Genomic DNA, 26,909 nt, shown 5'->3' with positions numbered 1-26,909 from the left:
GATATTATCTCCGATGGTGTACAGGGCACAGAATGGCGGCCAACGGGGCCACAGTCCAGGCTCGTCCGGACGGGGACGCTGCCGTACGCGTACTGCTGGTGGATGACGAGCCGGGAGTGGCCGACATCACGTCGCGGTTCCTCGAGCGGGCAGACGAATCACTCGATGTCGTCGTGGAACACGACGCGGACGCGGGGCTCGAACGACTCGCCGACGAGTCGTTCGACTGTGTCGTCTCGGACTACCAGATGCCGGGCACGAACGGCATCGAGTTCCTGGAGCAGGTCCGGGCGCGGAACTCCGATATCCCGTTCATCCTGTTCACGGGGAAGGGGAGCGAGGACCTCGCCAGCGAGGCTATCTCCGCGGGCGTCACCAACTACCTCCAGAAGGAGACCGGGACGGACCACTACGAGGTGCTCGCCCGGCAGGTGAGAAACGCCGTCGCGAAGCGCCGGGCCGAGGAGCGTGTCTCGAAGCACATGGACGCCGCTCCCGACGGTATCGTCATCGTCGGGACCGACGGGCGGATCCGGCGGGCCAACGAGGAGGTCGAGCGGCTGTTCGGCTACGAGGCGACGGAGCTGGAGGGCGAACCCGTCGAGACGCTCATCCCGGAGCGGTACCGCGAGGACCACGTCGACTACCGCGAGTCGTACACGGCGGACCCGGAGCGGCGACCGATGGGAACCGGTCGGGAGCTGTACGGTCGGCGCAAGGACGGGACGGAGTTCCCGGTCGATGTCAGCCTCAGCCCGATGGAGATCGCCGACCACGCCGAGATCGTCGCCACCATCCGCGACGCCAGCGACCGCCAGCAGCGCAAAGCCGAGGTTGCGGAACTGAACCGCATCAACCGGACGCTCCGCGAGACGACGCAGGCGGTGGTCCAGGCCGAGAGCAGGGACGATATCGAACAGGTGCTCTGTGAGCAGCTGGCCGACTCCGAGCCGTACGTGTTCGCGTGGGTCGGGCACGTGACCGAGGACTCGACCATCGTCCCGGCGGCCTGGGTGGGCGTCGACGAGGGCTATCTCGACGACATCACGGTCACGGTCGACCGGAGCGAGACGGGCCTGGGCCCCGCCGGCCGGGCGGCACGCACACACGAGCCACAGGCCGTCCAGGACATCCTCGAGGCCCCCGACTTCGAGCCGTGGCGCGAGGCCGCACGGGAGCGGGGGTTCCAGTCCGCCGCCGCGGTACCGCTCGTCTATCAGGAGACGCTGTACGGCGTCCTGAACGTGTACGCCGACCGTCCGGCGGCGTTCGGCGAGCGGGAACTCTCGGTGTTCGACGAACTCGGGACCACCGTGGCCCACGCCATCAACCGCGTCGAGCTGACCGAGCGACTCCGCGAGCAGTACCGCGACCTGTTCGAGGAGGCGCCGGTCATGGGCGTACTCACCCGGAACGAGGACGGCACGCCCGTCGTCGACGCCTGCAACCAGCTCTTCCTCGACACGCTGGGCTACGAACGCGACGAGGTCCTCGACCGTCCACTCGCGGCGTTCTACACGGACGGCTCCGCGGACGAACTCCTCGACCAGGGGGGGTACGACCGGGCTCTGACCGACCAGTTCACCAACGAGGAACGGCAGCTGGTCACCAGCGACGGCGATCGCGTGGACGCGCTGCTCCGTGCCGTGCCGCGGCAGGGAGAGACCGGGGAGGTCGTCGGCTCGCTGGCGCTCTACGTCGACATCACCGAGCGCAAGCAGCTCGAGCGCGAGAACGAGCGCCTCGATGCCTTCACCAGCATCGTGAGCCACGACCTCCGGAACCCGTTGAACGTCATCCAGGGGAGCGTCGCCCTTCTTGCCGAGGAGGTCGAGAGCGACGACCTCGACCGCATCGCCGATGCCGCCGACCGCATGGAGCGGCTCATCGAGGACCTGCTGACGCTGGCCCGGCAGGGGGAGGCGGTCGGTGAGCCCCGCCCCGTCGAGCTGTCGGCGCTGGCCGAACGCGCGTGGGGGAACGTCGAGACGCCGCACGCGACGCTCGCCGTCGATCCGGCGGTGCCACGCATCGCGGCCGACCCCGACCGGCTCGCCCAGCTCCTCGAGAACCTCTACCGGAACGCGGTCGAGCACGCGGGGGCGGACGTGTCCGTCACCGTCGGTCCCCTCGAAGACGGTGACGGCTTCTACGTCGCCGACGACGGCCCCGGCATCCCCCCGGAGGAGCGCGATTCGGTGTTCGACCAGGGGTACTCCACGAAGACCGGCGGGACGGGCTTCGGCCTCACCATCGTCGAGACCGTCGCTGCCGCGCACGGCTGGACGGTGGCTGTGACCGAGAGCGAGACCGGCGGCGCCCGCTTCGAGTTCACCGGCGTCGAGTCACTGGAGTAGGCGGGCCTCAGAACTCCTCGTCCGGGGCCGGGATGGACTCGTCCTCCGGCGGGACGCCGTCGTCGCCGTCGAGTTCGAAGGCCTCGCGCAGTTCGCGGATGCGGTCGCGGATGTCCGCGGCCAGCTCGAACTCGAGGTTGTCGGCGGCCTCGCGCATCCGGCGCTCCAGCCGCTCGATCAGTTCGCGCGCCTCGTCCGGGTCGTCGGCCTCGTACCCCGAGACGCCGTCCGTCTCCGTCTTCGCGCCGGGCAGGTTCGTCTCGCCGACCTCCTTCTCGATGGTGGTGGGGGTGTGGCCCTGCTCCTCGTTGAACTGCTGCTGGATCTCGCGGCGACGCTGGGTCTCCTCGATGGCCGACCGCATCGAGTCCGTCGTCTCGTCGGCGTACAGCACCACCTCGCCGTTGACGTTCCGGGCCGCCCGCCCCATCGTCTGGACGAGCGTGGTCTCCGAGCGGAGGAACCCCTCCTGGTCGGCGTCGAGGATGGCGACCAGACTCACCTCCGGGATGTCCAGCCCCTCGCGGAGCAGGTTGATGCCGACGAGGACCTGGATCTCACCCAGTCGCAGCGACCGGACGAGTTCGTGGCGTTCGAGCGTGTCCGTCTCGTCGTGCATGTAGGCGACATCGACGCCGGCCTCCTCCAGGTACTCCGTGAGGTCCTCGGCCATCCGCTTGGTGAGCGTCGTCACGAGAACGCGCTCGTCCTCGGGGACGGCGTCGATGCGGTCCATCAGGTTCTCGACCTGCCCCTCGGCCGGTTCGACGGTCACCTTCGGGTCGACGAGGTGGGTGGGCCGGACGATCTGTTCGACCACCTGCTCCGAGTGCTCGCGCTCGTAGTCGCCCGGCGTCGCACTCACGTACAGCGTGCGGTCCGTGCGTTCCTGGAACTCCTCGAACGAGAGCGGTCGATTGTCGTACGCCGTCGGGAGCCGGAAGCCGTTGTCCACGAGCGACTCCTTGCGGGCCTTGTCGCCCGCGAGCTGCCCACGTATCTGCGGGAGCGTCTGGTGTGACTCGTCGACCACGGTGAGGAAGTCGTCGGGGAAGTAGTCGAGCAGGGTGTAGGGGGCCTCCCCGGCCTCACGGTCGCTCAGGTGGAGCGAGTAGTTCTCGATGCCCGAGCAGTAGCCCGTCTCGCGCATCATCTCGAGGTCGAACGTCGTGCGTTCCTCGATGCGCTGGGCCGCGACGAGGTCGCCCTGGCGCTCGAAGTAGCGCACGCGGTCCTCCAGCAGGGCCTCGATCTCCTCGATGGCGCGCTCCAGGCGCTGTTCGGGGATGGAGTAGTGCTCGGCCGGGTGGAACAGGACCGCGGGCTCCTGGCTCTTGATCTCGCCCTCCAACGGGTCGAGCTTCTGGAGCCGGTCGACCTCGTCACCCCAGAACTCCACCCGAACGGCGTAGCGGCCGTACATCGGGAACACCTCGACCGTGTCCCCGCGCACGCGGAAGGTGCCGTTGGTGAAGTCGACGTCGTTGCGCTCGTAGTTGAGGTCGACGAGCTGAGCCAGGAGTTCGTCGCGGTCGATCTCGTCGCCCTCCTCCAGGCGCATCGCCATCTCGACGTAGTTGGCGGGGTCACCGAGTCCGTAGATGGCCGAGACGGAGGCGACGACGATGACGTCGTCCCGGGTGAGGAGCGAGCGCGTCGCGGAGTGGCGCAAGCGGTCGATCTCGTCGTTGATGGAGGCGTCCTTGTCGATGTAGGTGTCCGTCCCCTCGACGTAGGCCTCGGGCTGGTAGTAGTCGTAGTAGGAGACGAAGTACTCGACGGCGTTGTCGGGGAACAGGTTGCGGAACTCCTCGTACAGCTGGGCCGCGAGGGTCTTGTTGTGGGCGATGACCAGCGTCGGCTGCTGGAGTTCCTCGACCACCCAGGAGACGGTGTTGGTCTTGCCCGACCCCGTCACACCCAGCAGGGTCTGTTTCGTCATGCCGGACTCGTAGCCCGCCACGAGTTCCTTGATGGCGTCGGGCTGGTCGCCGGCGGGGTCGAACGGGGCGTCGACCCGGAACGGGCGTTCGGCCTCGGGCTCGTCGGGCGAGAGGGCGCCGCCCGCTGAATCGCTCATACACGTGGCAGGGCGCGCGCGCACTTGAGCGGCGCGCCCGCGCGGTGGAAGTGGTCGTGGGACGCGGAGGTCGCGGGACGCGGCTGGGGGCTGCCGGCCCTCAGTCGTCGCCGGCGGCGGCGTCCTGCGCCGCGGCGGGCGCGCCAACGCGCCGGTGGAGCGCGAGCGCGCAGGCCAGCGCCACCACCCCTGCGAGCGTCGCCAGGCCGAACGCGACCTGGTAGCCGAACTCCGTGTAGACGCGCGCGCCGGCGACCGTCTCGCCGGTCCAGTAGGCGTCGAGGATGACCCCCATCGCGACCGGGAAGACGGCCGCGCCGGAGAAGCCGATGGCGTTGACGGTCCCGGTGGCGACGCCGGAGGCGGCGGCGCTGTGCTGTTCCTTGACGACGGCGTAGCCCAGCGCGAACGCGCCGCCGAGCGCGCCCGCCGTGAACAGCACGATGCCGACGACGAACTTCGGGGGTGTGCCCAGTGCGAGGATGCCGAACGCGGCGGTGTAGATGACCCCGCCGACGACCATCAGGGCCGTCCGGCGCTCCAGCCGGTCCGAGAGGCGGCCGATGAGCGGCGGGCCGAGCAGGAGGCCGACGCTGCCCGCGAGCGCGTACGTCGAAGCCTCCGTGACGCCCACGCCGGGGTAGTTCTGGACCATGTAGGGAACGCCCCACAGTCCGATGACGGTGAGGTTGACCCCGATCTCACAGAAGAGGACGATGCCGACGAGCCAGGTGTCGGCGCCACCCAGGACGCGCTTCGCGTTCGTGAGGACGCCCGACAGCGAGAGTGTCTCGGCCGACGGGACGCCCTGGATGGCCGGGAGGCCCGCGTCGGCCGGCGAGTCCCGCGCGGCGACCGCGACGATGGCGCCGACGACCAGTCCGACGAGGCCCAGGCCGAGCATCGCCTGTCGCCAGCCCGTCCGCTCGACCAGCAGTGCGAGCGGCGTCGTGGCGACGATGCCGCCGAGGCCGGCGATGGCGACGGTGACGCCGGACATCGTGGCGAACTCGTCCGGTCGGAACCAGTTGGCGCAGAACCGCAGCGTCGCGATGAAGACGACGCTCCCACCGAGGCCGACGAGCAGGCGCGCGGCGAACGCGGCCGGGAAGAACGGCGCCAGCGCGAACAGCACGCCGCCGACGCTCATCACGACGGTGCCGATGGCGGCGGTCCAGCGGATGCCCGCGCGGTCGGCGAGGACGCCCGCGACGACCTGGAGCGGTGCGTAGACGTAGAAGAACGCCGCGTGCAGCGTTCCGAGTTCGGCGGCCGTCGTGTCGAACGACCGTGCGAGCGGGTCGGCGAGGACGGCGGTCGAGAGGCGGTGGACGTTGACCAGCAGGAACGCGCCGGCGAGGACGGCGAAGACGAGCCACCGGCGGCGTTCGGGGTCATCGAGGAGACTCACGGTGACTGCGTTGTGTCTGCTGATTTTGAATAACCCGTCGATGTCCGGCCCGGGGATGATACAGCTCCGGCACCGTGCTGTCGCCTGTGTCGCATCCGTCCCTCCCTGACGAAGTAGTCGAGCATAGCACCGCCCCTTGACAATGTCGGGTTTTATCAGAACTCCTCGACGTGTGGCCGGAGGTCCAGCTCCAGCGTCCACGCCGAGCGGTCCTGCTGGACGAGCCGCCAGTACTCCTCGGCGATGGCGTCGGGGTCGAGGTACTGCTCGTCGTCGTCCGCGCCGGGGGGCCGAATCATCCCGTCGAGCACGACGTGGGCGACGTGGACGCCCTCGGGTCCCAGCTCCCGGGCCATCGACTCGGCCAGCCCGCGGGCGCCGAACTTCGCGGCCGAGAAGCCGACCGCGCCCTCGCGCCCGCGCACCGAGGTCGTCGCGCCGGTGAAGATGACGGTCCCGCCGTCGCCGTCGACCATGTCCGCGACGGCTTCCTGCGAGCAGTGGAAGGCCCCCTCGACGTTGACGCCGAGCGCGCGGCGGAACTCCTCGGGGTCCGCATCGAGGAGGCCGTCACACGCGGCCGCGGACGCGTGGTTCACGAGGACGTCCACGTCGCCGAACGCCTCGCGGACGGCACCGAACGCCTCGACGACGGCGTCGCGGTCGCTGATGTCGGTCGGGACCGCGAGCGCCTCGCCAGCGGTGCTGCCGTCGAGGTCGATGGCGAGTTCGTCGATGTAGCCGGCGCTGCGCGCGAGCAGCGCGACCTCACAGCCCTCCGCCGCGAACCGGCGGGCAAGCGACTCGCCGAGCCCGGGCCCGAACCCGGCGATGACGGTGGTGTGTGTCACGGGGACGAACTCGGCCGCCCGATGCTTAGCTCTTGGCCGGTCGCGTGTCGTCGGCTGGACACAGCAATATGACGGAACTGCCTTCCCTTGCCGGAACGTTCAAGTTCCAGCTCGAAATCGTGGTATAGTTTCACACAGTATCATTATGTGAAACCCAGCCTATCGTACACGTGTATGCCGGAGTGTCAGAACTGTTCTTCGTTCGTAACGGCAGCATACGCTCGGGTCTTCACACCGAACGGTGTCGAAAGCCCCCGTGTCTGCCCCCGGTGTGAGGATAAGATCCGTGACGGCGCGGACGTACGAGAGGCGCGCTCGACCCGACGAACCTGACCTGATCCTGCGGCCCCCTACTCACTGCGTGCAGTGTCGACCAGCGATAGCGCTGTCTCCCGGAGTGCGTCGGCCCGCTCGGGGTCGCGTGCCTCGGCGGTCACGCGGACGAGCGGCTGGGTCCCGCTGGCGCGGAGCAGGAACCAGCCGTCGTCCCGGTCGACGCGGACACCGTCCAGCGTCGACACGTCGGCGGCGTCGTACTCCGCGGTGACAGTCTCCCGAACCCGCTCCATGACCGCCGCCTTCGCCTCGGTCTCGATGTTCTCGCGGCGGATGGGGTAGGTCGGCACCTCGGCCGCGCGCTCGGCCAGCGGTCGCTCGGCGTCGAGTGCGGCCAGCCGGCAGGCCGCGAGCGGGCCGTCGGGACAGAGCGTCTCCTCGGGCCATATCCATGCGCCCGAGGGCTCGCCGCCGAACGTGACGCCGTCCTCGGCCGCGGCGGCCGCGACGTAGACGTCGCCCACGGGCGTCCGGACCGTCTCCACGCCGCGCTCGGCGAGGAAGTCCTCGACAGCGAGGCTCGTGTCGACGGGGACGGCCACGCTGTCCCCCGACTCGGCGGCGTCCGCCGCCAGCACCGCCAGCAGCGTGTCGCCGGAGAGGAACTCGCCGTCGCCCGCCACCGCCCGCATCCGGTCGGCGTCGCCGTCGTGGGCGATGCCCAGGTCGGCCTCGCCCTCCCGCACGAGCGTCGCGAGGCTCTCGCAGTTCTCGGGCGTCGGCTCCGATGGGCGGCCGGGGAACGAGCCGTCGGGCTGAGCGTTGAGCGTCTCGACGTGGCAGCCGAGGCCGACGAGCGCGCCGGCCGTGACGCCGCCGGCGCCGTTGCCCACGTCGAGGACGACCGAGCGCTCGCAGTCCTCGACGGTGTCGACCAGTGCGGCGACGTGGCGGTCGGTCGCGTCCGCAGCGCGCCGGTCGCCGAGGCCGTCCCACGCCTCGAGGTCGGGGTCGTCGGCGCGGACGCGCGCCTCGATCTCCTCGCGCAGGGGTCCGTCGAACGCCTGCCCGGAGGGCTGCCAGAGCTTGATGCCGTTGTCGGGTGCGGGGTTGTGCGAGGCCGTGATGGCGACGCCGGCGTCGGCGTCCTCCCACGCGACCGCCCGGCCCACCGTGGGGGTCGCGGCCACGCCGAGGTCGACGACCTCGACGCCACACTCCCGGCAGCCGGCCGCGAGCGCATCCACGAGGAGCCGTCCCGAGTTACGGGGATCCCGTCCGACGACGACGCGGTCGCGGTCGCCGAGCGCGCGCCCGACGCGAAGCGCGAGTTCGGCGGTCACGTCCTCGCCGACAGGCCCACGCACACCGCTGGTTCCGAACATGGCTGGAGACCCGGCCGGACGCGGTAAAAATATGCTCGGCCTACAGTCCGCTTCCGCCCGGATTCAACAGCAATCACCGGCGCTGCCGGGCGACCACTCGCAACTCGAACCGAGGGTGAGCCCCGCCTCCTCGACGTGCTGGACCAGACAGGCGTAGTTGCAGAATCTCGCGTCGATGCTGGTGCCGGTCCCGTCGTCGCACTCGCAGACACAGACCGGGTCGTGGTTCTCGACCGGCGCGTCGCAGTAGGTGCAGGCAGGCATGGTCCGTCTTTCGCCCGGGAGCGACTCGAACCTGTCGCGGGTCCGCGTCGATATCCCCCACACGCTGTCGGTGGCTTCTATACCCGCGACCGAGACGCCACGCGCATGAAGTCGAACGACGGGACGACAGCGGCCAAGCGCCGGGCCGGCGAATCCGCTGCCGACCGGGTCAGCGACGGCGAGGTCGTCGGCCTCGGCACGGGGAGCACGGCCGCCCACGCCATCCGGGCGCTCGGGCGGGCCGTCGACGGTGGTCTCGACGTGTGGGGCATCCCGACCTCCTACCAGTCCCGGGCGCTCGCCCGCGAGGTCGGCATCCCGCTGACGACGCTGGAGGACGCCACGCCCGACGTGGCCATCGACGGCGCCGACCAGGCCGCGCCGCTCGGCGGGGGGGACGCCACTGCCGACGGATTCAGCGACGCCGACGGGGCCGTCCTCGTCAAGGGCGGCGGTGCCGCGCACGCACGCGAGAAGGTCGTCGACGCGGCGGCCGACCGGTTGCTGGTCGTCGTGGACGAGTCGAAACTCGCGTCGGCGCCCGACCACCCCGTCCCGGTCGAGGTCCTGTCCGACGCGACGCCGACGGTTCGTGAACGGGTGGTCGACATCGGCGGCGAACCGACCCTCCGTGCCGCCGAGCGCAAGGACGGCCCGGTCGTGACGGACAACGGGAACCTCGTGCTGGACTGTGACTTCGGGCCCATCGAGGCGGCCGGGGACCTCGCAACACGACTCGACGCGGTACCGGGCGTGGTCGCCCACGGCCTCTTCGTCGACCTGGCCGAGGAACTTCACGTGGGGATGGGCGACGACACGGCCGTCTACGAGTTCTGAGGCTGCCCCGACGACTGCGAGACGCACGGCTCCGGGGTGGAGTGGGCAAAGAATCGGGAGGGTCGAACCGGTTTACAGGTCGCGCGGCTGGACCGTCTTCCGGTCGTTGGCGTCGGCTCGGCGGGAGGCGTCCTCGAGGAGCTCCTCGACCTCCTCGTCGAGCGCGTCGTAGAAGTCCGAAGCAACGTTCATGTCGTCCAGTGCGTCCTTCACAGCGGCCTTGACGATCAGGTCTGCCATACGAACTCCCGTTGACAGGCACCCTTTATAATAGTGACTGAAGCCGGGTGGTTTCGCCGCTTCTATCGCCCGTTTTGGGGCCTCTGAAACGCCGAACCGTTACGGTCCAAGTGGGTTTTATATATTCTTTGCGGCTACAGGTCGCCTCGGTCGGGTACTGGCGGGGCGGAACCGACAGGCACGTCCGCTCGCGCGCGCAGAGGCCGGGTATGCGCGACTTGCTCGAACGGGTCGCCCGCGGTGAGACGAGCCCGGCGACCGCCGAGGCCGAACTCCGCGGCTACACCACGCTCGACGCCGGGCGGTTCGACGCCGCCCGTGAGCGACGGACCGGCATCCCCGAGGGGATTCTCGCCGAGGGGAAGACGCCGCCCGAGGTGGCGGCACTCGCGGCCGCCGCCGTCGAGACGACCGGCCACGCGCTCGTGACGCGGGCCGATACCGAGGACGCGACCGCGGTCCGGAAGGTCCTCGCGGCCGAGGAACCGGACGCGACCGTCGCCTGGGACGAGCGCGGGCGGACGGTCGTCGTCCACGCCCCCGACTACGAACCACCCTCGCTGTCGGCGAGCGTGGGCGTCGTGACCGCCGGCACGTCCGACGCCCAGCCGGCGCGCGAGGCGGTCACGGTCGCCCGCGAGATGGGGGCCGAGATCCGGCTCGTCGAGGATGTCGGCGTCGCCAGCATCGACCGCCTGCTCGACGCGCTCCCGGCGGTCCGGGAGCCGGACGTGCTCGTCGTCGCCGCCGGGCGCGAGGGGGCGCTCCCCACGGTCGTCGCGGGGCTGGTCGACGCACCCGTCATCGGGCTCCCGGTCGGAACCGGCTACGGCCACGGTGGGGTGGGGCAGGCCGCCCTATCGGGCATGCTCCAGTCCTGTACGCCACTGACGGTCGTCAACATCGGTGCGGGGTTCACCGCGGGATCGCAGGCCGGCCTGGTCGCCCGGACCGTCAGTGCCGCCCGGGAGGAGTCCGAGTGACCGCCACGCCGGCTCGCGGTTGGGTGGTGTGTCACTACCTGTCGGGGGAGTTTTACGCATCGGCCACGTACGCTGTGGCACCGGCGAGGGGCCCCTGCCCGAGTCGGTCACCAGCATGCCAAGGTGCGACCACTGCGACGCGCACGTCTCGGACCGGTTCGCGCGCGTGTTCGCCGACGAACGCGGGGCTATCCACGCGTGTCCGAACTGTTCGGCGAACGCGGGTATCGCCGAGGTATCGAGGGAGCGCGCACACGAAACACGGTCCTGAGCGGGCCGTGGAATCGTGCAGTAACCACAGGGTGCCCTCATCTTATCGGTGCAACGTCGACCCGTGAGCCACTACGCCTACCTGCTCCGCTGTGCCGACGGCACGTTCTACGCCGGTTACACGACGGACCCGGAGCGCCGCGTCGCCGAGCACGACGCTGGGGAGGGTGCGAAGTACACCCGCGGTCGGACGCCCGTGGAACTGGTCCATCTGGAGGCGTTCCCGGACCGGTCGGCCGCGATGTCGCGCGAGTACGAACTCAAGCAGCTTTCGCACGACTCGAAGGCGGCGCTGGCCGAGCGCGAGACGGGCGTGGATGGCGAGACGGCCGAGGAAGGCTGACCGCGACGGCTCACCGGTCGATATCGAGGTCCTCCTGGATGTCCTCCAGGAAGCCGGACTCGGAGAGCTCCTCCAGGCGCTCCTGGAAGTGGTCCTCGCAGAGCCCGACCTTGATGCCGTCTTTCTCGACGGCCAGAGCGGCGTCCCCGTCGCAGTAGTGGCACTGCATATACCGGCATTGAGGTGGCTGTCCGTTTCAGTGCTACGGGTCCGGCAACCGGGCCCGAACCCGCTCCCACTCCGACCGCTCCAGCCCGGACCGGCCGAGCCGATGGTCGTGCGCGTCGCTGCCGCCGGTCGCCAGCAGGTCGTTCGCCTCCATCGCCGCCTCCACGGCCGAGACCTCCGGGTCGAACCCGTAGGGGTAGTACCGCTCTACCGCGTCGAGGGCCGCCGTCAACTCGAGTGCGGCCGCCGGGTCCTCGTACCGGAAGGGGTGTGCGAGGCCGACCAGCGCGCAGGCGCCGGCCAGTACCTCCCGGCCGGTCTCGAACGTCGGGATGTCGCGCGCGACGTAGCATGGCTGGTCCTCGCCGATGAGCTGCTCGAACACCTCACCGAACTCGTACTCCGTGGCCGCGGCGACCGCCCTGGCGACATCCGGGCGACCGAATCCCGGCTCGACGGTCACGTCGAGGTCCACGCTCAGGTGGTCCTCGACCCGCTCGACCATCGCCCGGCCGCGCTCGACGCGGTCGCGCTGGAGGTGACCGACGAGGTCGGACAGCGCCGGCGTCTCGCGGACCCCGTACCCGAGTAGATCGACGCGTCCGGCGGGACTCTCGACCCGGAGCTCGATGCCGTGGACGACGGTCACGCCGTCGCGCTCGGTTACGGGGGCGTCCAGTCCGGGATGGAGTCGGTCGTGGTCCGTCACCGCGACCACCTCGACGCCGGCCCGACGGGCGGCTGCCGGGACCTCGTCCAGCGTCATCTCCCCGTCCGAGTTCGTCGTGTGCGCGTGGAGGTCCGCGACGACCATACGGCGGGTCCGGTGGGGCGACCCAAAAGTCCCCGCTTGGCGTGTGGGGTGATCACACGCATCGTGGCCTAGTATGTCATTATCTTCCTTGTAGATTGGTGGGGTCGTCTGTAGAGAACATTTATGAAGGTCTCGGGCTGGAATGGAGGTACGATGCGCTTCATGAACGACGTGGACGAGAAGATCGACGCCCACTCCTACCCCGCGACGACCGAGGAACTGGTCGAGGCGTACGGGGAGCTGGAGCTGGAGCTCGCCGACGGGACGGAGACGTTCGGCGACGCCATCCAGCGGCTCGGGGAGCAGACGTTCGAGGACGCCGAGGAGGTCCGCCTCACCGCCTACTCCGCGCTCTCGGAGTCCGCCGTCGGCCGCGTCGGCTACTCGGACCGCGACGCCCCCGGACTGGGCGAGAACGGGCACGAGCAGGTTTCCTTCTAACGCACCTTTTTTGCGCTCGGGTGTCCTCGGCGCGGCTTCGCCGCGCCTGCGGCACCACTCGCGCAAAAAATCTGCACCAAAAAAGCCGGCCTCCGCGCGCTTCGCGCGCTCCGGCCGGAGAACCGCGCTCGCTGCGCTCGCGCGGATGCAGAGACATACTCAATCGATTTCCATATGCTATGATATATGGTGGCCTGAGGTGCTACGTCGAGTATTGTATCTGAACTCGAATCGTATCGGGTTTGTTGTCTGCTACGAATTCCTCCCCGACCTCAGGTTCAAGTACGAGAACGCGACCAGCGCCCCCGTGACCTGACGAGCCACCGCGAGGCGGGCAGATGGGGCGCGAGCCCCGAGCGTGGGCCGGAACCGGCCGGGCCGCGGGAAGCGTGCGGTCCGTCGCCTCGCGTGCCGGAGGACCTGCCTGTTCGCCCCTTCCGGGTCACTCCTTCATCTCGACGCCGCGCTCGGCGAGGAGTTCCTCGAACCGCTCCTGGTCGACGATGGGGACGTCGTTGGCCTCGGCGTCGTCCTGCTTGCTGGCGCCCGGATTCGAGCCGGCCACGAGGTAGTCCGTGTTCCCGGAGACGCTGCTGGTGGCGTTGCCACCGTGGCGCTCGACGAGGTCCTGAGCCTCGCCTCTGGTGTAGCCATCGAGCGAGCCCGTGAACACGAAGGTGAGGCCGTCGAGTTCGTCCCCGGTCTCGGTCTCGGCTTCCTGTGGCTCGACGCCGCGCTCCCGGAGCGCCTCGACCACCGCGCGGTTCCGCTCGCTCCGGAAGAACTCGTGGATCTCCTCGGCGACGATGGGGCCCACGTCGTCGACGGCCTCGAGTTCCTCCTCGGAAGCGTCTATCACCGCATCGAGCGTGCCGAAGTGGCGTGCGAGGTTCGTGGCGGTGGTCTTGCCGACCTCCGGAACGCCGATAGCGGCGAGGAAGTCGGCCAGCGGCGGCTCTTTGGCGGCTTCGAGTTCCCTGACGAGGTTCTCGGCACTCGTCTCACCCCAGCCCTCCAGCTCGGCCAGTTCCTCGACCGTGAGGTCGTACAGGTCCGGGATGCCCTCGACGAGCCCCTCGTCGATGAGCTGTGCGACCATCTTCTCGCCGAGTCCCTCGATGTCCAGCCCGGCCCGGGCGGCGTAATGCTCCACCGCGCGCTGGAGCTGTGCCGGGCACGCGACGCCACCGGTGCAGAACGCGTTCGGGCCGTCGCGCTCGACGGCGCTGTCACACGCGGGACAGTGGTCGGGGAACTCGAAGTGCCCCGCCGACGAGGACTCCGTCACCTCCTCGACGTACGGGATGACGTCGCCCGCGCGCTGGATGCGGACGCGGTCGCCCACATCGACGCCCAGATCGGCGATCTGGTCGGGGTTGTGGAGCGTCGCCCGCGAGACGGTGACGCCACCGACCTCGACGGGGTCGAGCATCGCGACCGGCGTCAGTCGCCCCGTCCGACCGACCTGGACGGCGATCTGGCGGACGGTCGTCTCCTCGGTCCGTGCGGGGAACTTGTAGGCGAACGCCCAGCGCGGCGCCCGCGACGTGGCTCCCAGCACCTCGCACGCGGCCAGGTCGTCGAGCTTGATGACGGTCCCGTCCACCTCGTAGGAGAGGTCGTCGCGCTCGGCGAGCAGTCGGTCGCGGTAGTCGAGTGCGGCCTCGATATCGTCGACGTGCTCGACCTTCGCGCTCGTCTTCAGTCCCCACTCCGGGAGCCGCCGGACCTGCTCCGTGTGCGTCTCGAAGTCGGCGCTCGATTCGAGGACATCGAAGAAGAAGCAGTCGAGCGGGCGCTCGGCGACCGTCGACGGGTCCAGCTGCCGGACGGTCCCCGCCACGGCGTTGCGCGGGTTCGCGAACGGCTCCTTCCCTTCGGCGACCCGCTCGGAGTTGTAGGCCGAGAACGGCTCCCGCGGCATGAACAGCTCACCCCGGACGGCGAGGTACGCCGGCGCGTCCCCGCGCAGGCGCTGCGGGATGGAGCCGACCGTCCGGACGTTGGCGGTGATATCATCCCCCTCGTACCCGTCGCCCCGTGTGGCCGCGCGTTCGAGAACGCCGTCCTCGTAGACGAGCTCGACGGAGATGCCGTCGAACTTCGGCTCGCAGACGTAGGCGATGTCGGCCTCGGCGTCCGAGTCGGCCAGTCGGTCCCGGACTCGGCGGTCGAACTCCCGGACCTCGTCGGGGTCGCCCGAGGAGTCGATGGAGAGCATCGGTGCCACGTGTTCGACTGTCTCCAGTTCGTCGAGCGGCTCCCCCCCGATGCGGTTCGTCGGCGAGTTCGTCGTGTCGAGGTCGAACGCGGTCTCGAGTCGCTCCAGTCGGTCGAACAGCAGGTCGTACGTCCGGTCGTCGATAGCAGGGTCGGCATCGATGTAGTAGCGCCGGTCGTGGAACCGAACGGCCTCACGAAGCTGCGCGGTCTGCTCGCGTGCCGTCTCGGGATCGAGCTCCTCGACCGGCTCGAAGTCGGTCGGTGGGTCCCGAAGGTAGGGATTGTCGTCGGCTGCCTGCGCGGCGTCGCTCATTGGACGCCGCTACGATTCCCCCCGGGAAAAACCCGGCTCACCGGGATTCACGTCGACGGCCGTTCGGCGAAACCGCTCGACAGTGGCTCCCCACGACCACTTCCGCCCTGCATCGCGAAACTTCTTACCCGGTGGCGCACAACCCACCCTAATCCGATGGACCGCCCGGACAACACCGAGATCATCGACCGGTTCCTGGAGTTCTACCGGACCTACTGTGCCGACGACATCGGCCAGCTGGCCCAGGCCTACCCCAACGACCGGAAGTCACTCTACCTCGACTGGCAGGACCTCTACCGGTTCGACCGCGACATGGCCGAGGACTACCAGGCCCAGCCCGGCCAGATGCAGGACTACGCCGAGGAGGCATTGCGACTGTACGACCTGCCGGCGGACGTGAAGCTGGGCAACGCCCACGTCCGGATGACCAACCTCGGGGAGTCGACCGGCATCCGGGACATCCGCGAGCGCCACCACGGCAACCTCATCTCCGTGCAGGGGACCGTCAACAAGGCCACCAGCGTCCGCCCCAAACTCCGCGAGGCGGCCTTCGAGTGCCAGCGCTGTGGCACCCTCTCGTACATCCCCCAGCACGCGGGTTTCACCGAACCCCACCAGTGCGAGGGCTGCGAACGACAGGGGCCGTTCAACATCAACTTCGAGCAGTCCGAGTTCGTCGACGCCCAGACGCTGCGGGTCCAGGAGTCGCCCGAGGGCCTGCGCGGCGGGCAGACGCCCGAGGCCATCGACGTCAACATCGAGGACGACATCACCGGCGAGGTCACGGCGGGCGACCACGTTCGGGTCACGGGTATCCTCCGGCTCGAACAGCAGGGCAACCAGCAGGAGAAGTCCCTGATGTTCGAGAAGTACATGCAGGGCGTCTCCGTCGAGGTCGAGGACGAGGAGTTCGAGGAGATGGACATCACCGAGGAGGACAAACAGGAGATCATCGGACTCTCCAACGACCCCGACATCTACGAGAAGATGGTCGCGTCGATGGCGCCCTCCATCTGGGGCTACGAGACCCACAAGAAGGCCATCATCTTCCAGCTGTTCTCCGGCGTGACGAAGCGACTCCCCGACAATTCGCGGATTCGGGGTGACCTGCATATGCTCCTGATAGGCGATCCGGGGACGGGAAAGTGCCTCGACGGCGATACGAGAGTGACTCTCTCGGACGGCTCCGAGCCTCGGATTCGGGACCTCGTAGAGTCGAACCTCGACGACCCGAAGCCGGTCGATGACGGGGTCTGGGACGATGTCGATATCGAGGTACCGTCGATGGCCTCCGATGGTTCTCTGGGGACACGGCGGGCAACGAAGGTCTGGAAGCGGGAGGCACCAGAGCGGATGTACGAGCTCACGACCGAGAGCGGTCGGGAACTGACGGTGACGCCGTCACACCCGCTGTTCGTCGCCCAGGACGGGGATGTCGAGGCCGTTATCGCCGACGACCTGACCGAAGGAGAGTTCGTCGCGACTCCCGCTTCCCTCGAAACCGCGGGACACGACGAACTGGATGTCTCCTACCGCCGGTCGCGAGCGAACAACGCTGTCAGACTCGACCCGCCGGAAGAACTGCAACCGTGGTTTGCACGGCTTCTTGGCTACATCGTTGCAGAAGGACACATACAGGACCACGATTCAGGAAGTGGAACGCTGTACGTCACGAACAACGACCGGGAGATCCTCGATGATGTTCGGCAGGCGCTCGAACGACTCGGCCTCAATCCCACCGAACGAACCCCCCACAAGGGCAAGGATGCGAACGAAATCGTTTGCTCGTCCAGCGAACTGGTGAGTTTCCTGGGGGGACTCGACCCGGCTCTGCTCAAGAACTCCGCTGAACAGCGAGTCCCGGAACCGATCCACCGAGCGACGAGCCCAGTAACCCGAGCCTTCCTCCGTGCCTACATCGATGGCGAGGGGACCATCTCACCGAAGCAGCGGTCGGTGGTCACCGCCTCGATGAGTCGTTCGCTACTGGAGGACGTTCGCAGCCTGCTGCTCTCGTTCGGCATCGAATCGCAACTCCATGGGCGTGAGAACGGGAGCTACCGGCTTCGTATCAGCGGTGACGATTTCGACCGTTACGTGTCCCAGATCGGCTTCGTCACCGGCCGCAAGCGCGCTGCCGCAGAGGAGATGACTGGCGGCTCGTCGAACCCCAATCGTGATGTCGTTCCTGTCGCAGGTGAACGACTCCGGAGCGTTCGAGAGGGGCTGGGACTCACACAGGCCGATTGTGGGCTCCCTCGGTCGACCTACCAGCATTACGAGCGTGGTGACCGGAATCCGAGCAGAGCGAGCCTACGAACTGTTCTGGATTCCTTCGAGTCTGCCGAGGGGGCTGCTGCCGTCGCCGATGGTGGTACCGATATCGAAGCAGAACTGGGAGCGCTCTCCGCGCTGGCGAGTGACGACCTCTCTTGGGACCGTATCGAGTCGATCAACGCCGTAGAGCCAGCCGAGGAGTGGGTGTATGACCTCGAAGTTGAGGGGACACACAACTACCTCTCGAACGGGGTCGTCTCACACAACTCACAACTCCTCCAGTATGTCAAGAATATCGCACCACGTTCGGTTTATACTTCAGGAAAAGGCAGTTCTGCGGCAGGTTTAACAGCAACAGCGGTGAGAGACGACTTCGGCGAAGGTGATCAGTGGTCCCTCGAAGCTGGCGCACTCGTCCTTGCGGACAAGGGTATCGCGGCCATCGACGAGCTGGACAAGATGGACGCCGGTGACCGTTCAGCCATGCACGAGGCGCTAGAGCAGCAATCTATTAGCGTAGCCAAGGCTGGAATAAATGCCACTCTCAAGTCTCGCTGCTCGCTGCTCGGCGCCGCGAACCCCAAGTACGGTCGCTTCGACGAGTACGAGTCCATCTCCGAGCAGATCGACCTGGAGCCGGCGCTCATCTCCCGGTTCGACCTCATCTTCACCATCACCGACAAGCCCGACGAGGAAGAGGACCGGAAGCTGGCCCGGCACATAATCGACACGAACTACGCCGGCGAGTTGCACACCCACCGCCAGAACGTGCCGACGGCGAACGTCTCGGAGGAGGAGGTGGCGACCGCCACGGAGGACGTGGAGCCGGCCATCGACGCACACCTCCTGCGCAAGTACGTCGCGCACGCGAAGCGTTCCTGTTACCCGACGATGACCGACGAGGCCCGGAGCGCCATCGAGGAGTTCTACGTGGACCTGCGCTCGCATGGCGAGGGGGAGGACGCGCCCGTGCCCGTCACGGCCCGGAAGCTGGAGGCGCTGGTGCGGCTCGCGGAGGCGAGCGCCCGGGTCCGGCTCTCTGACACCGTCGAGCAGCAGGACGCCGACCGCGTCATCGACATCGTCCGCAAGTCGCTGGAGGACGTGGGGATGGACCCCGAGACCAACGAGTTCGACGCGGACATGATCGAGGCGGGCCACTCGAAGAGCCAGCGCGACCGCATCAAGGGCCTGAAGGCGATCATCCAGGAACTGGAGGACGAGTACGAGGAGGGGGCCCCGTACGACGAGGTGCTGGAGATGGCCGTCGAGAACGGGACCGACCGCGACAAGGCCGAGCACGAGATCGAGAAGCTGAAACAGCGCGGTGAGGTGTACGAGCCGTCGCAGGGGCATCTCCGGACGACGTGACCGGCGCAGCGGGTCGCCGGTTACGGCGAGCATAAGCAAGTTCCGGCGCCTCCCAGACGACGGCCATGACGAACACGAGCCGGTCGTCCGCTCGCCGCGTCACGGGGCCGGGAGGGACACACGAGTGACCCGGCTTCTCGGTGGTGACTGCGACCGATTCGCGGCCGTCCGGTCGATGGTCGACGGTGACCGGCTGAAGCGCGTCGGGGTCGTCACCTACTTCTCGGTCTATCTGGGCATCGCGCTGGGCGGCTGGCGGCGGCTGGTCGGACTCACCCAGCAGTTGCCGGTGCTGGTCCGGCCGCCCGCGCTCTCCCAGTTACACGTCCTCCTCGGACTGCCCCGGAGCGTCGCGTGGGGGCTCGTGAGTCTCTCGGTCACGTTCCTCACCATGGGGCTCGTCGTGTCGGTCCAGTACTATCGATTCCGCAGCGATGCCCCACCCAGTCTCGCCGACATCAGTGACCGGTCGTGGCGGGACCGGGTGCCGACCGTCCGTGACATCCGGGGTGGCCTTTCGGGGCGTGCCCGTCTCCGTGACCGCCTCCCGGTCGCGCCCAGTCTCGGGAATCAGCTCCCCGACGCTCCCGGCCTCCCGCCTGTCCGACCGCCCGGCGGTGGCGACCCCGACATCCGTGTCTGTGACGCCTCGCTCGCAGTGCCGGTCGCGTCGCTGTCGCTCCCACAGTCTGGCCCCGGCACGCGCCATCCACCGATAATGGTCCCCGAGAGCCACGCTGTCGCCGAAGGCGTCCCGGGGCTGGCGGCCGGTCCTGTCTCGGGCGCCGATGCCGACGGTTCGGAACGGGCGGATGGCGGTCCGGGGGTCCCCGTCCCGGACGTGCTGGACCCCGAGGAGACGCTGGGACGCGCGACGCCGGGCGAGTGTATCGGCCGTCGCGACGCTCCGGCGGAGACGGGTGCCACCGAGGAGAGTGGAGATACCATGATGGACACAGCCGACGGTGGCGAGGACGCTGTCGAGGGACCCGATGCGGAGGTTGCGTGGCCCGACGGTTGGCGGCGTGGCGACGAACTCTGAGGGGCAGGCCACGGAGTTTTCCGGCTCCAGGAGGGGCGCCAGTTCTCGAGACGAACAGAATCGGTAAGTGGCCCATCCACCGATACGTGAATCCATGGACCGCATCTCCGCGCTCCGGAACGTCGAGGACGCGCTCCGCGAGTTCGAGAACGGCGAGTGCGACCTGTCGACGCTGGAGCGCCGCGTTCGGGGGACGGTCCGGACGTACGCGACCCAGTTCGAGACCGACGGCACGGCCCCCTACCGCGTCACCGGGGACGACGCCGAGGTCGTGGTCGTGGCGAGCGACCCCGCCGACGCCCGCGCCCGGGCCCGGCGGCTGGGCGACATCGAGGGTGACCTCGGGGTCGACCGGTTGGACTGACGGGCGGGTTCAGTCCTGTCCGGGGGGCGTGGGGCCGTCACAGCCGGCCTTGATGTCGGGACAGTCTCTGACCTGCTGGTTTCGTGTCGTGAAGTCGCGTGCCGAGCGGTAGTAAAAGGAGAGGCGGTCGCGCCAGCGGTCGTCGGCCAGCAGCCGGTCGTCGGCGCCGTGGAACCCCTCTTCTCCGGGATGCTTGAGATAGCGGTCGAGCCACGCGAGCGAGTAGTGGTCGGCCATCGGGTTGCCAAAGTCCCAGGAGGTGGTCGGGAAGGTGGGGATGAGCGACCACTCGTAGTGGGTGCCGCCACGGACGTTCACCTGGTAGGTGTCGACGCCGGCCTCGCTCCAGGCTGCCTGGGCGGTCACCTTCGCGTCCTCGTTCGGTGGCTCCGTCTTCGGCTGTGGGGTGAGCCCGTAGTCCGCCGACTGGCCCATCGCGGGGACGCGGGGCCGGACCTCGAAGCCCGCGAGCGACTCGCCGGGCGCCGCGAGGTTGTCCCACGCCACCGCGGCATCGACGGGGTTAGCGTCGTCGATGGCACCGGGCCACTTCTCGTCCGGGATGCCCTGGACGACGCTGACGCCGGTCGCGCCCAGCGAGTGGCCGACGATGCCGAGTCGCGAGCGGTCCAGCCGGTCGTGGAAGGGGTTGAACTCCGCGATGGGGGCGGGCACCGCGTGGGGAGCCTCGGTATTGTGTGGGTAGCGGTTCTCGGGCGTCGAGCGGAGGAGGTCGATGGCGTCGACCTGGTTCGTGACGAAGACGGTCGAGTTGGCGTTCGTGCCCAGTGTCCCGTCGGGCGTCGCCGTGTCCGAGCGCCCCTGGCCGCGCGGGTCGTAGGTCATCACCACGTAGCCGTTCCGGGCGAGCGTGTCCGCGAACCACCAGTACAGCGTCTGGGAGGCCTGTACGGAACCGTTGGTGATGACGACGCCGGGGAGGTCGTCGCCGGGGTCGCTGTCGGCGGGCGCCCAGACCCAGCCGGTGAGGCGGGCGCCGCCGGGGTCGCTGTCCAGCCCCGAATCGTGGAAGGCGACGCGCTGGCGCTCGATACCGTCGTACGTGTGGCTCTCGCCGGCGGTCGTGTTCGCGGGATAGCTGAACGGGTCGCCGGTACACTGCTCGGCGTACTCCTTGCAGAGGTTGCCCTCGCTGTTCCAGCGTGGCTCCGCGACCGTCCGCTGGCGGAAGTCGACCGCGTTGCGCGCGCTCTGTGTCTGCAGGTGCTGCTGGAACGCGGGGTCCCCGGCCTGCTCGCGCGGTGCCTCCTGTGTCTTCGCGTAGTTGGCCTGCTCGCGCTGGAACCACGCGGCCGAGGGGTACGCCGGGTCGTCGCTGCCGGTGGCCGTGCTGTCGGCTCCCACGTCCGCCGCGCTCGCCGTCCCGGCGACCGTGACGGCACCCGTTGCCGTCGCGCCCGCGGCTCGGAGTACGCTCCGCCGCGAGAGTCCCCCCTCGTCGCTCGCCTCGTCGGATCGACCCTGTCCGTCCATGGACGGGGATGTGGCCATCCCCCCGTGACGTTGCTGGCGTGCGTAGCGGGGTGTTTATATTGCCGATGGGACGTTCGGCGGTCGTGTCCGCGTCATCGTCCGGTCGCGCCCGAACACCACAACCCTCAGTAGCGCGCCCCTGCCACTCCGGGCATGGAACTCGGCGTCATCGGACTCGGTCGGATGGGGCGTATCGTGGTCGACAGGGTACTCGACGCGGGACACGACGTGGTCGCGTTCGACGTGGACCCCGAGGCGGTGGCGGACGCGGCCGACGCCGGCGCGGTGCCGGCCGAATCGGTCGCGGACCTCGCCGAGCGACTCGGCGAGGCAAAGCGAGTCTGGCTGATGGTGCCCGCTGGCGACGCGGTGGACGCCGCGCTGGACGACCTCGAACCGCACCTCGATGGCGAGGACGTCGTCGTCGACGGGGGGAACTCCCATTTCGAGGACTCCGTGCGCCGCGCGGAGGCGACGGAGGCGGCGTACCTGGACTGTGGCACGTCGGGCGGTCCCGCCGGGGCCGAACTCGGCTTCTCGCTGATGGTCGGCGGCCCGGCGTGGGCCTACGACGAGCTGACGCCCGTCTTCGATGCGGTGGCGACCGGTCCGGCGGGCCACGACCGGATGGGCCGGTCGGGGTCGGGCCACTACGTGAAGATGGTCCACAACGGTGTGGAGTACGCCCTGATGCAGGCGTACGGCGAGGGGTTCGAACTGCTCCACGAGGGGCGCTACGACCTCGACATGGAGTCGGTCGCGCGGACGTGGAACAACGGTGCGGTCATCCGGTCGTGGCTGCTGGAGCTGTGCGAGGAGGCGTTCCGCGAGGAGGGGTCGGACCTGGGTGACGTGGCCGACCACGTCGCGGGCGGGTCGACGGGGACGTGGACGGTGCAGGAGGCACTCGCGCAGGAGGTGCCGATGCCGCTGGTGTACGCGGCCCTCTCCGAGCGGTTCAACTCGCGGGCGACGGGCGACGGCGAGGGGCGCTTCTCGCGGCGGCTCGCGAACCGGCTTCGGTACGGCTTCGGCCGGCACGAGGTCGCACGGACGGAGTAAGCCCGCGTGCGCCGGCGTCCAGCAGGGGGGAGAATCCCGCACACGTGGCGCGAGCAATCACAACGGCTTTGAAGCGCCTTTCCCAACCGCGCGTATGGTCGAAGCACTCGCCGTCGCGCTGGGGGCGACGCTGACCCTCCTCGTGGTCGGCATTCACTTCTCCAAGGGGACGGAGAAGGCGATCCCCGACGACATCGCACAGGAGGTCACCGAGCGGCGGGCCGCGCAGGTGCCCGAGACGGACTTCGCGGAACCGATGAACCGCTCCATCGGCGGCGGCGGCGCGGTCGCCGCCGTCGGCGGCGCCGAGGGTGAGGCTGCTGGCGAACTCGGCGACGAGGAGGAGGAGGTCGACCCCTCCGACGACCCGTCGGTCATCCCGGACGACGAGGCCGACGTGTTCGAGGTCGAGTACGTCAAGGAGGGTGAGACGGTCGAGGTCAAGGAGAACGAGACGCTGCTCGAGGCCGGCGAGGACGAGGGCTGGGACCTCCCCTACGCCTGCCGCGAGGGCCAGTGTGTCTCCTGTGCGGGCCACATCACCGACGGCGCCACGGACGACTTCATCATCCACTCCAACAACGAGATGCTGGGTCAGGAGGAGCTGGACGACGGCTACACGCTCACCTGCGTGGCCTACCCCACCGACGACCTCTCGCTCGAGACCGGCGAGACGCCGTAAATTCCGAAATATTCCTTTTTCCACCGAACTAGAGTTTCTCGCCTCTCATTGTCGCTATTAAGGCATAAACTGCCGCATTTCTATTCAACCTGGCTGCGGAAATTCTATCGGGCGTGATTGAGCCATCTCCGAAGCCCTCACGCGCTCGGCTCGCGCGCCTCGCTGCGCGCTTCCCTCGCTCCCGATGGTCGCTCGGTGCAGTGCTTGCGTCGTCGTGCTTCGCCGAGCGCGCCCGCGCGCTTCCTGGTCCCGGAACCGGCTCGCCGAGCAACCGCTCGCCGGCCGGGAGCGGGTGGTTCGCGGCGCGCCCGCGAACCCCCGCGACCTGGGGAAGGGCAGGGTCACAGCGTCGTGCCACTATCCACGTTCCTGGCGGACTCGAAGGGCGAGCGGTCTCGACCCGGTGAGGCGACGTAAGCACCGCAGCGCGAGCGAAGCGAGCGCGAGGGGCGCAACGAGCCGCAACCGGTCGAGAGCGCGAGGGCTTCGTAGGTGGTAGCGTTGCTGTTGTGGATGCAGTCGTCCTGTGAGAGCGCGAGGGCTTCGTAGGTGGTTCGGTCGCCGTACCTGCCAATCGCTACGGAAACACGGTAAAACCGCCTATTCTTCTCGTAATCGGGCCGTCATCTCGAGTTCGAAGCTGCCGTCGCCGGTTCGCTCGAAGCCGACCTTGTGGTAGAGGCTGATGGCGGGTTCGTTCCAGCGTTCGACCGTGAGCCACACTCGTTCGATGCCGATGTCGTGGCCGTGACCCAGCAGGCCCTCGATGAGCTGGGTGCCGATGCCGGCGTTCTGGTAGTCGCTGTCGACGAAGATGGCGAGTTCGTAGGCGCCGCCGCGGTCCGGGACGAGCGTGGCGTGGCCGGCGGGCCAGTCGTCGTGCCACGCGACGACGTTGTAGCAGTCGTCGTCGGTGATGGTGTCGAGCCAGCTCCGGATACGCTCCTCGCCGGCGGGCGGGATGCCCTGGGCGCGGTCCTCGGGGTCGTAGCCCTCGTACATCTCCACCAGCGCCTCGAGGTCGTCACCGGGGCCCTCGCCGTACACCCGGACGGTGAGCTCGCGGTCCGCGCGGTCGGTGAATGTGCGCGGCGGCGGTTCGTACGGTCCGGCGACCGTGTCGGGGTAGTCGCGAGTCATCTGACGAGGGTGACCGAGACGCTGGCGTTCAGGACGACGAACTCCGCGATGCTCCCGAGCTGGATCTTCCCGAGCGGGCTGGTCTCGCCGCCGCCGAGGACGATGCGGTCGAAGCCCTCGCGCTCGGCCACGTCGACGAGCCGGCTGCCGGGGTCGCCCTCCAGCCGCCGGACCGCGGCGTCGACATCAGCCGCCGCGAGCGTGTCTCGGACCCGTTCCTCGACATCGTCGACGGCGGCGGCGCTCTCCGGGTTGTCGAGGACGGCGACGGTCAACTCGTCGCCGGCCTCTCGGGCTCGTTCGACGGCGCGCTCCAGCGCTCGGAGCGAGTCGTCGCTCCCACCGACGCCCAGCAGTACCTTCATGCGTCGCCTCTCGGCGGGCCGGAGCAAAAGCCTCCCGGCGACAACGTGACTCGGCAGGGCCCACGGCGCGAGCGACCGGCTCTCGGAACCCGCCCCCTGAGCGGGACGCTGTGGACCTTCGGTTACTTGAGGACCCAGCCGGAAGGCGCGGGCATGACCGACCGGACGACGCGGCGGCGGCTGCTCGCACTCGGCGGAACCGCACTGGCGACCACCCTGGCTGGCTGTGGCGGGGGCGGCGGGGACGGTGGGAGCGATGGTGGCGACGGGGGCGGTGATGGAGACAACGGTGGCGATGCGACCCCGACCCCGACCCCGACCCCGACACCCGTGGAGCCCGACCAGGAGATCATCGTCGGGCCCGGTGGCTCGCTCGTGTTCGACCCGGCCGAGGTGACCGTCTCGACGGACGCGACGGTCCAGTGGACCTGGGAGTCGGACTTCCACACGGTGACCGTCGAGAGCCAGCCCGAGGGCGAGAACTGGAACGGGACCGGGGAGGAGACGCACGACGAGGGGTACACCCACGTCCACACGTTCTCGACGGCCGGGACCTACGAGTACTTCTGCCAGCCACACCGGGGACAGGGGATGGTCGGAACGCTCACGGTGGAGTAGCCGCCGTTCGGCAGGCACACGGGCCAGCGACCACTGACCGTCCGTGGTCGGGGGTTGGAGTGAGTTTTATGGCCACTGGACCGGAGGATTGGGCATGGACTTCGAGCTACCCGGCGAGCATCGGATGATCCGGGATACGGTTCGTGACTTCTGTGAGGCCGAGATCGAGCCCATCGCCCAGGAGATCGAGGACGAACACCGCTTCCCCGCCGAGGTGTTCGAGGAGCTGGGTGACCTGGACCTGATGGGGGTCCCGGTGGCCGAGGAGTACGGCGGCGCCGGCGGCGACTACCTCATGTACTCGCTCGTCGCCGAGGAGCTCGGCCGCGTCTCCGGTTCCATCGGCCTCTCGTACGTCGCCCACACCTCGCTGGGGAGCAAGCCCATCGAGGCGTTCGGCACCGAGGCACAGAAGGAGGAGTGGCTCCGGCCGCTCGCAGAGGGAGAGGAGATGGGCGCGTGGGCACTCACCGAGCCCTCCTCCGGGAGCGACGCCTCGGATATGGACACGATGGCCGAGAAGGACGGGGACGAGTACGTCATCAACGGGACGAAGCAGTTCATCACGAACGCGAACGTCGCCAACTCCGTGCTCGTGAAGGCCGTCACGGAGCCGGGCGCGGGCTACGACGGCATCTCCACGTTCATCGTCGACCCCGAGAACGACGACGGCTTCGAGGTCTCGACGGTGTGGGACAAGATGGGGCTGAACGCCTCGCCCACGTGTGAGCTCCAGCTCGACAATGTCCGCATCCCCGAGGACCGTCTCCTCGGAGAGGAGGGCGAGGGCTGGAAGCAGACCAAGAAGACCCTCGACGGCGGCCGCATCTCCATCGCGGCGCTCTCGACGGGCCTCGCACAGGGCGCGTTCGAGGCCGCGAAGGAGTACGCCACCGAGCGCGAGCAGTTCGGCAAGCCCATCTCGAAGTTCGACGCCATCCGCGACAAGGTCGTGGACATGGACCGGAAGATCGAGCGGGCGCGCCTGCTCACCCACAAGGCCGCCACCATGTACGACGACGGCGAGAACGTCACCCGCATCTCCTCGCTCGCGAAGCTGGATGCCTCCGAGGTCAGCCGGGAGGTCGCCGAGGAGGCCGTCCAGACGCTCGGCGGCTACGGCTATACGGAGGACTTCGCCCCCCAGCGGTTCTACCGGGATGCGAAGCTGATGGAGATCGGCGAGGGCACCAGCGAGATCCAGCATCTCGTCATCGGCCGCGAACTCGGACTGTAAC

The 26,909-nt window shown here is 68.9% G+C and carries 26 protein-coding genes; 14 read left to right on the top strand and 12 right to left on the bottom strand.

Annotated features, from left to right (window positions below; translation table 11 throughout):
* Positions 1–32: 32 nt before the first annotated feature.
* Entirely contained in the window at positions 33–2,357 is a 2,325-nt protein-coding gene (locus NL114_RS02655) for a receiver/sensor box histidine kinase (protein WP_254823257.1), read from the top strand.
* Between the two features lie 7 nt (positions 2,358–2,364).
* Here the strand turns inward: NL114_RS02655 and uvrB are convergent, their stop codons facing one another.
* The 3 genes from uvrB to NL114_RS02640 form a co-directional block, all read right to left on the bottom strand.
* Positions 2,365–4,437: an excinuclease ABC subunit UvrB gene (uvrB, locus tag NL114_RS02650; protein WP_254823256.1), complete on the bottom strand. Its 2,073-nt coding sequence runs from the start codon at positions 4,435–4,437 to the stop codon at positions 2,365–2,367.
* Positions 4,438–4,537: 100 nt separating this feature from the next.
* The gene (locus tag NL114_RS02645; RefSeq protein ID WP_254823255.1) at positions 4,538–5,848 is read right to left on the bottom strand and encodes an MFS transporter; all 1,311 of its coding nucleotides are present in this window, start codon (positions 5,846–5,848) and stop codon (positions 4,538–4,540) included.
* A 155-nt stretch (positions 5,849–6,003) separates the two neighbouring features.
* Positions 6,004–6,699 carry an SDR family NAD(P)-dependent oxidoreductase gene (locus NL114_RS02640; RefSeq protein ID WP_254823254.1) on the bottom strand — a complete coding sequence of 232 codons (696 nt, stop codon included), beginning with the start codon at positions 6,697–6,699 and terminating at the stop codon, positions 6,004–6,006.
* 174 nt (positions 6,700–6,873) lie between these two features.
* On the opposite strand from NL114_RS02640, the gene NL114_RS21810 reads away from it, so the two are divergent.
* Positions 6,874–7,032 (top strand): DUF7563 family protein, encoded by a 159-nt coding sequence (locus NL114_RS21810; RefSeq protein WP_434084007.1) that lies wholly within the window; start codon positions 6,874–6,876, stop codon positions 7,030–7,032.
* A 17-nt stretch (positions 7,033–7,049) separates the two neighbouring features.
* On the opposite strand, the gene glmM is transcribed toward NL114_RS21810, so the two are convergent.
* Positions 7,050–8,360: a phosphoglucosamine mutase gene (gene glmM / locus NL114_RS02635; RefSeq protein ID WP_254823253.1), complete on the bottom strand. Its 1,311-nt coding sequence runs from the start codon at positions 8,358–8,360 to the stop codon at positions 7,050–7,052.
* Between the two features lie 63 nt (positions 8,361–8,423).
* Positions 8,424–8,624, bottom strand: a complete 201-nt coding sequence (locus tag NL114_RS02630; protein WP_254823252.1) for a hypothetical protein — start codon at positions 8,622–8,624, stop codon at positions 8,424–8,426.
* Between the two features lie 105 nt (positions 8,625–8,729).
* Here NL114_RS02630 and rpiA point away from each other — a divergent pair, with 105 nt between their 5' ends.
* Positions 8,730–9,461 (top strand): ribose-5-phosphate isomerase RpiA, encoded by a 732-nt coding sequence (rpiA, locus tag NL114_RS02625; RefSeq protein WP_254823251.1) that lies wholly within the window; start codon positions 8,730–8,732, stop codon positions 9,459–9,461.
* Positions 9,462–9,533: 72 nt separating this feature from the next.
* Here rpiA and NL114_RS02620 read toward each other — a convergent pair whose 3' ends face one another.
* Positions 9,534–9,701 (bottom strand): DUF1931 family protein, encoded by a 168-nt coding sequence (locus NL114_RS02620; RefSeq protein WP_254823250.1) that lies wholly within the window; start codon positions 9,699–9,701, stop codon positions 9,534–9,536.
* Between the two features lie 209 nt (positions 9,702–9,910).
* Between NL114_RS02620 and larB the strand changes: the two genes are divergently transcribed.
* From larB to NL114_RS02610, 3 genes are all read left to right on the top strand, one after another.
* The gene (larB, locus tag NL114_RS02615) at positions 9,911–10,684 is read left to right on the top strand and encodes a nickel pincer cofactor biosynthesis protein LarB (RefSeq protein ID WP_254823249.1); all 774 of its coding nucleotides are present in this window, start codon (positions 9,911–9,913) and stop codon (positions 10,682–10,684) included.
* 115 nt (positions 10,685–10,799) lie between these two features.
* The gene (locus NL114_RS21805; RefSeq protein ID WP_434084106.1) at positions 10,800–10,955 is read left to right on the top strand and encodes a DUF7563 family protein; all 156 of its coding nucleotides are present in this window, start codon (positions 10,800–10,802) and stop codon (positions 10,953–10,955) included.
* Between the two features lie 63 nt (positions 10,956–11,018).
* The gene (locus tag NL114_RS02610; RefSeq protein ID WP_254824764.1) at positions 11,019–11,297 is read left to right on the top strand and encodes a GIY-YIG nuclease family protein; all 279 of its coding nucleotides are present in this window, start codon (positions 11,019–11,021) and stop codon (positions 11,295–11,297) included.
* Between the two features lie 10 nt (positions 11,298–11,307).
* On the opposite strand, the gene NL114_RS02605 is transcribed toward NL114_RS02610, so the two are convergent.
* Both NL114_RS02605 and NL114_RS02600 read right to left on the bottom strand, forming a co-directional pair.
* Positions 11,308–11,466, bottom strand: a complete 159-nt coding sequence (locus NL114_RS02605) for a DUF6757 family protein (RefSeq protein WP_254823248.1) — start codon at positions 11,464–11,466, stop codon at positions 11,308–11,310.
* Positions 11,467–11,499: 33 nt separating this feature from the next.
* Positions 11,500–12,279 (bottom strand): PHP domain-containing protein, encoded by a 780-nt coding sequence (locus NL114_RS02600; RefSeq protein WP_254823247.1) that lies wholly within the window; start codon positions 12,277–12,279, stop codon positions 11,500–11,502.
* A 153-nt stretch (positions 12,280–12,432) separates the two neighbouring features.
* Here NL114_RS02600 and NL114_RS02595 point away from each other — a divergent pair, with 153 nt between their 5' ends.
* Positions 12,433–12,720: a DUF5789 family protein gene (locus NL114_RS02595; RefSeq protein ID WP_254823246.1), complete on the top strand. Its 288-nt coding sequence runs from the start codon at positions 12,433–12,435 to the stop codon at positions 12,718–12,720.
* Positions 12,721–13,162: 442 nt separating this feature from the next.
* Here NL114_RS02595 and ligA read toward each other — a convergent pair whose 3' ends face one another.
* Positions 13,163–15,256 (bottom strand): NAD-dependent DNA ligase LigA, encoded by a 2,094-nt coding sequence (ligA, locus tag NL114_RS02590; RefSeq protein ID WP_254823245.1) that lies wholly within the window; start codon positions 15,254–15,256, stop codon positions 13,163–13,165.
* Positions 15,257–15,412: 156 nt separating this feature from the next.
* Between ligA and NL114_RS02585 the strand changes: the two genes are divergently transcribed.
* From NL114_RS02585 to NL114_RS02575, 3 genes are all read left to right on the top strand, one after another.
* Positions 15,413–18,904 (top strand): LAGLIDADG family homing endonuclease, encoded by a 3,492-nt coding sequence (locus NL114_RS02585; protein ID WP_254823244.1) that lies wholly within the window; start codon positions 15,413–15,415, stop codon positions 18,902–18,904.
* A 124-nt stretch (positions 18,905–19,028) separates the two neighbouring features.
* The gene (locus NL114_RS02580) at positions 19,029–19,946 is read left to right on the top strand and encodes a hypothetical protein (protein ID WP_254823243.1); all 918 of its coding nucleotides are present in this window, start codon (positions 19,029–19,031) and stop codon (positions 19,944–19,946) included.
* A gap of 94 nt (positions 19,947–20,040) precedes the next feature.
* On the top strand, positions 20,041–20,310 hold the full coding sequence (locus tag NL114_RS02575; protein WP_254823242.1) for a DUF7854 family protein: 270 nt from the start codon (positions 20,041–20,043) through the stop codon (positions 20,308–20,310).
* Between the two features lie 9 nt (positions 20,311–20,319).
* On the opposite strand, the gene NL114_RS02570 is transcribed toward NL114_RS02575, so the two are convergent.
* Entirely contained in the window at positions 20,320–21,804 is a 1,485-nt protein-coding gene (locus NL114_RS02570) for an alpha/beta hydrolase family protein (protein WP_254823241.1), read from the bottom strand.
* A 153-nt stretch (positions 21,805–21,957) separates the two neighbouring features.
* Between NL114_RS02570 and gnd the strand changes: the two genes are divergently transcribed.
* Positions 21,958–22,866 carry a phosphogluconate dehydrogenase (NAD(+)-dependent, decarboxylating) gene (gene gnd, locus NL114_RS02565; RefSeq protein ID WP_254823240.1) on the top strand — a complete coding sequence of 303 codons (909 nt, stop codon included), beginning with the start codon at positions 21,958–21,960 and terminating at the stop codon, positions 22,864–22,866.
* A 94-nt stretch (positions 22,867–22,960) separates the two neighbouring features.
* Positions 22,961–23,548 (top strand): 2Fe-2S iron-sulfur cluster-binding protein, encoded by a 588-nt coding sequence (locus NL114_RS02560; protein ID WP_254823239.1) that lies wholly within the window; start codon positions 22,961–22,963, stop codon positions 23,546–23,548.
* Positions 23,549–24,148: 600 nt separating this feature from the next.
* Here the strand turns inward: NL114_RS02560 and NL114_RS02555 are convergent.
* Together NL114_RS02555 and NL114_RS02550 are read right to left on the bottom strand one after the other, a co-directional pair.
* Positions 24,149–24,688, bottom strand: coding sequence for a GNAT family N-acetyltransferase (locus NL114_RS02555; protein WP_254823238.1), 540 nt, complete (start codon positions 24,686–24,688; stop codon positions 24,149–24,151).
* Positions 24,685–25,053 carry a universal stress protein gene (locus tag NL114_RS02550; RefSeq protein ID WP_254823237.1) on the bottom strand — a complete coding sequence of 123 codons (369 nt, stop codon included), beginning with the start codon at positions 25,051–25,053 and terminating at the stop codon, positions 24,685–24,687. The genes NL114_RS02555 and NL114_RS02550 overlap by 4 nt, the downstream gene beginning before the upstream one ends.
* 153 nt (positions 25,054–25,206) lie before the next feature.
* On the opposite strand from NL114_RS02550, the gene NL114_RS02545 reads away from it, so the two are divergent.
* The gene (locus NL114_RS02545) at positions 25,207–25,671 is read left to right on the top strand and encodes a plastocyanin/azurin family copper-binding protein (protein ID WP_254823236.1); all 465 of its coding nucleotides are present in this window, start codon (positions 25,207–25,209) and stop codon (positions 25,669–25,671) included.
* 94 nt (positions 25,672–25,765) lie between these two features.
* Positions 25,766–26,908 carry an acyl-CoA dehydrogenase family protein gene (locus NL114_RS02540; RefSeq protein ID WP_254823235.1) on the top strand — a complete coding sequence of 381 codons (1,143 nt, stop codon included), beginning with the start codon at positions 25,766–25,768 and terminating at the stop codon, positions 26,906–26,908.
* Position 26,909 lies beyond the last annotated feature (1 nt).

Source organism: Haloglomus halophilum (genome assembly GCF_024298885.1).
GTDB lineage: Archaea > Halobacteriota > Halobacteria > Halobacteriales > Haloarculaceae > Haloglomus > Haloglomus halophilum.
Note: the sequence above shows the minus strand (reverse complement) of the source record. Positions and strands in the feature narration are given on the sequence as shown.

What these genes read in the sequence shown, in the direction of transcription:
- NL114_RS02655 (WP_254823257.1), top strand. Translation starts at nt 33, where the DNA reads ATGGCGGCCAACGGGGCCACAGTCCAGGCTCGTCCGGACGGGGACGCT.
- uvrB (WP_254823256.1), bottom strand. Translation starts at nt 4,437, where the DNA reads ATGAGCGATTCAGCGGGCGGCGCCCTCTCGCCCGACGAGCCCGAGGCC.
- NL114_RS21810 (WP_434084007.1), top strand. Translation starts at nt 6,874, where the DNA reads ATGCCGGAGTGTCAGAACTGTTCTTCGTTCGTAACGGCAGCATACGCT.
- glmM (WP_254823253.1), bottom strand. Translation starts at nt 8,360, where the DNA reads ATGTTCGGAACCAGCGGTGTGCGTGGGCCTGTCGGCGAGGACGTGACC.
- NL114_RS02630 (WP_254823252.1), bottom strand. Translation starts at nt 8,624, where the DNA reads ATGCCTGCCTGCACCTACTGCGACGCGCCGGTCGAGAACCACGACCCG.
- rpiA (WP_254823251.1), top strand. Translation starts at nt 8,730, where the DNA reads ATGAAGTCGAACGACGGGACGACAGCGGCCAAGCGCCGGGCCGGCGAA.
- NL114_RS02620 (WP_254823250.1), bottom strand. Translation starts at nt 9,701, where the DNA reads ATGGCAGACCTGATCGTCAAGGCCGCTGTGAAGGACGCACTGGACGAC.
- larB (WP_254823249.1), top strand. Translation starts at nt 9,911, where the DNA reads ATGCGCGACTTGCTCGAACGGGTCGCCCGCGGTGAGACGAGCCCGGCG.
- NL114_RS21805 (WP_434084106.1), top strand. Translation starts at nt 10,800, where the DNA reads ATGCCAAGGTGCGACCACTGCGACGCGCACGTCTCGGACCGGTTCGCG.
- NL114_RS02605 (WP_254823248.1), bottom strand. Translation starts at nt 11,466, where the DNA reads ATGCAGTGCCACTACTGCGACGGGGACGCCGCTCTGGCCGTCGAGAAA.
- NL114_RS02600 (WP_254823247.1), bottom strand. Translation starts at nt 12,279, where the DNA reads ATGGTCGTCGCGGACCTCCACGCGCACACGACGAACTCGGACGGGGAG.
- NL114_RS02595 (WP_254823246.1), top strand. Translation starts at nt 12,433, where the DNA reads ATGCGCTTCATGAACGACGTGGACGAGAAGATCGACGCCCACTCCTAC.
- ligA (WP_254823245.1), bottom strand. Translation starts at nt 15,256, where the DNA reads ATGAGCGACGCCGCGCAGGCAGCCGACGACAATCCCTACCTTCGGGAC.
- NL114_RS02585 (WP_254823244.1), top strand. Translation starts at nt 15,413, where the DNA reads ATGGACCGCCCGGACAACACCGAGATCATCGACCGGTTCCTGGAGTTC.
- NL114_RS02575 (WP_254823242.1), top strand. Translation starts at nt 20,041, where the DNA reads ATGGACCGCATCTCCGCGCTCCGGAACGTCGAGGACGCGCTCCGCGAG.
- NL114_RS02570 (WP_254823241.1), bottom strand. Translation starts at nt 21,804, where the DNA reads ATGGACGGACAGGGTCGATCCGACGAGGCGAGCGACGAGGGGGGACTC.
- gnd (WP_254823240.1), top strand. Translation starts at nt 21,958, where the DNA reads ATGGAACTCGGCGTCATCGGACTCGGTCGGATGGGGCGTATCGTGGTC.
- NL114_RS02560 (WP_254823239.1), top strand. Translation starts at nt 22,961, where the DNA reads ATGGTCGAAGCACTCGCCGTCGCGCTGGGGGCGACGCTGACCCTCCTC.
- NL114_RS02555 (WP_254823238.1), bottom strand. Translation starts at nt 24,688, where the DNA reads ATGACTCGCGACTACCCCGACACGGTCGCCGGACCGTACGAACCGCCG.
- NL114_RS02550 (WP_254823237.1), bottom strand. Translation starts at nt 25,053, where the DNA reads ATGAAGGTACTGCTGGGCGTCGGTGGGAGCGACGACTCGCTCCGAGCG.
- NL114_RS02545 (WP_254823236.1), top strand. Translation starts at nt 25,207, where the DNA reads ATGACCGACCGGACGACGCGGCGGCGGCTGCTCGCACTCGGCGGAACC.
- NL114_RS02540 (WP_254823235.1), top strand. Translation starts at nt 25,766, where the DNA reads ATGGACTTCGAGCTACCCGGCGAGCATCGGATGATCCGGGATACGGTT.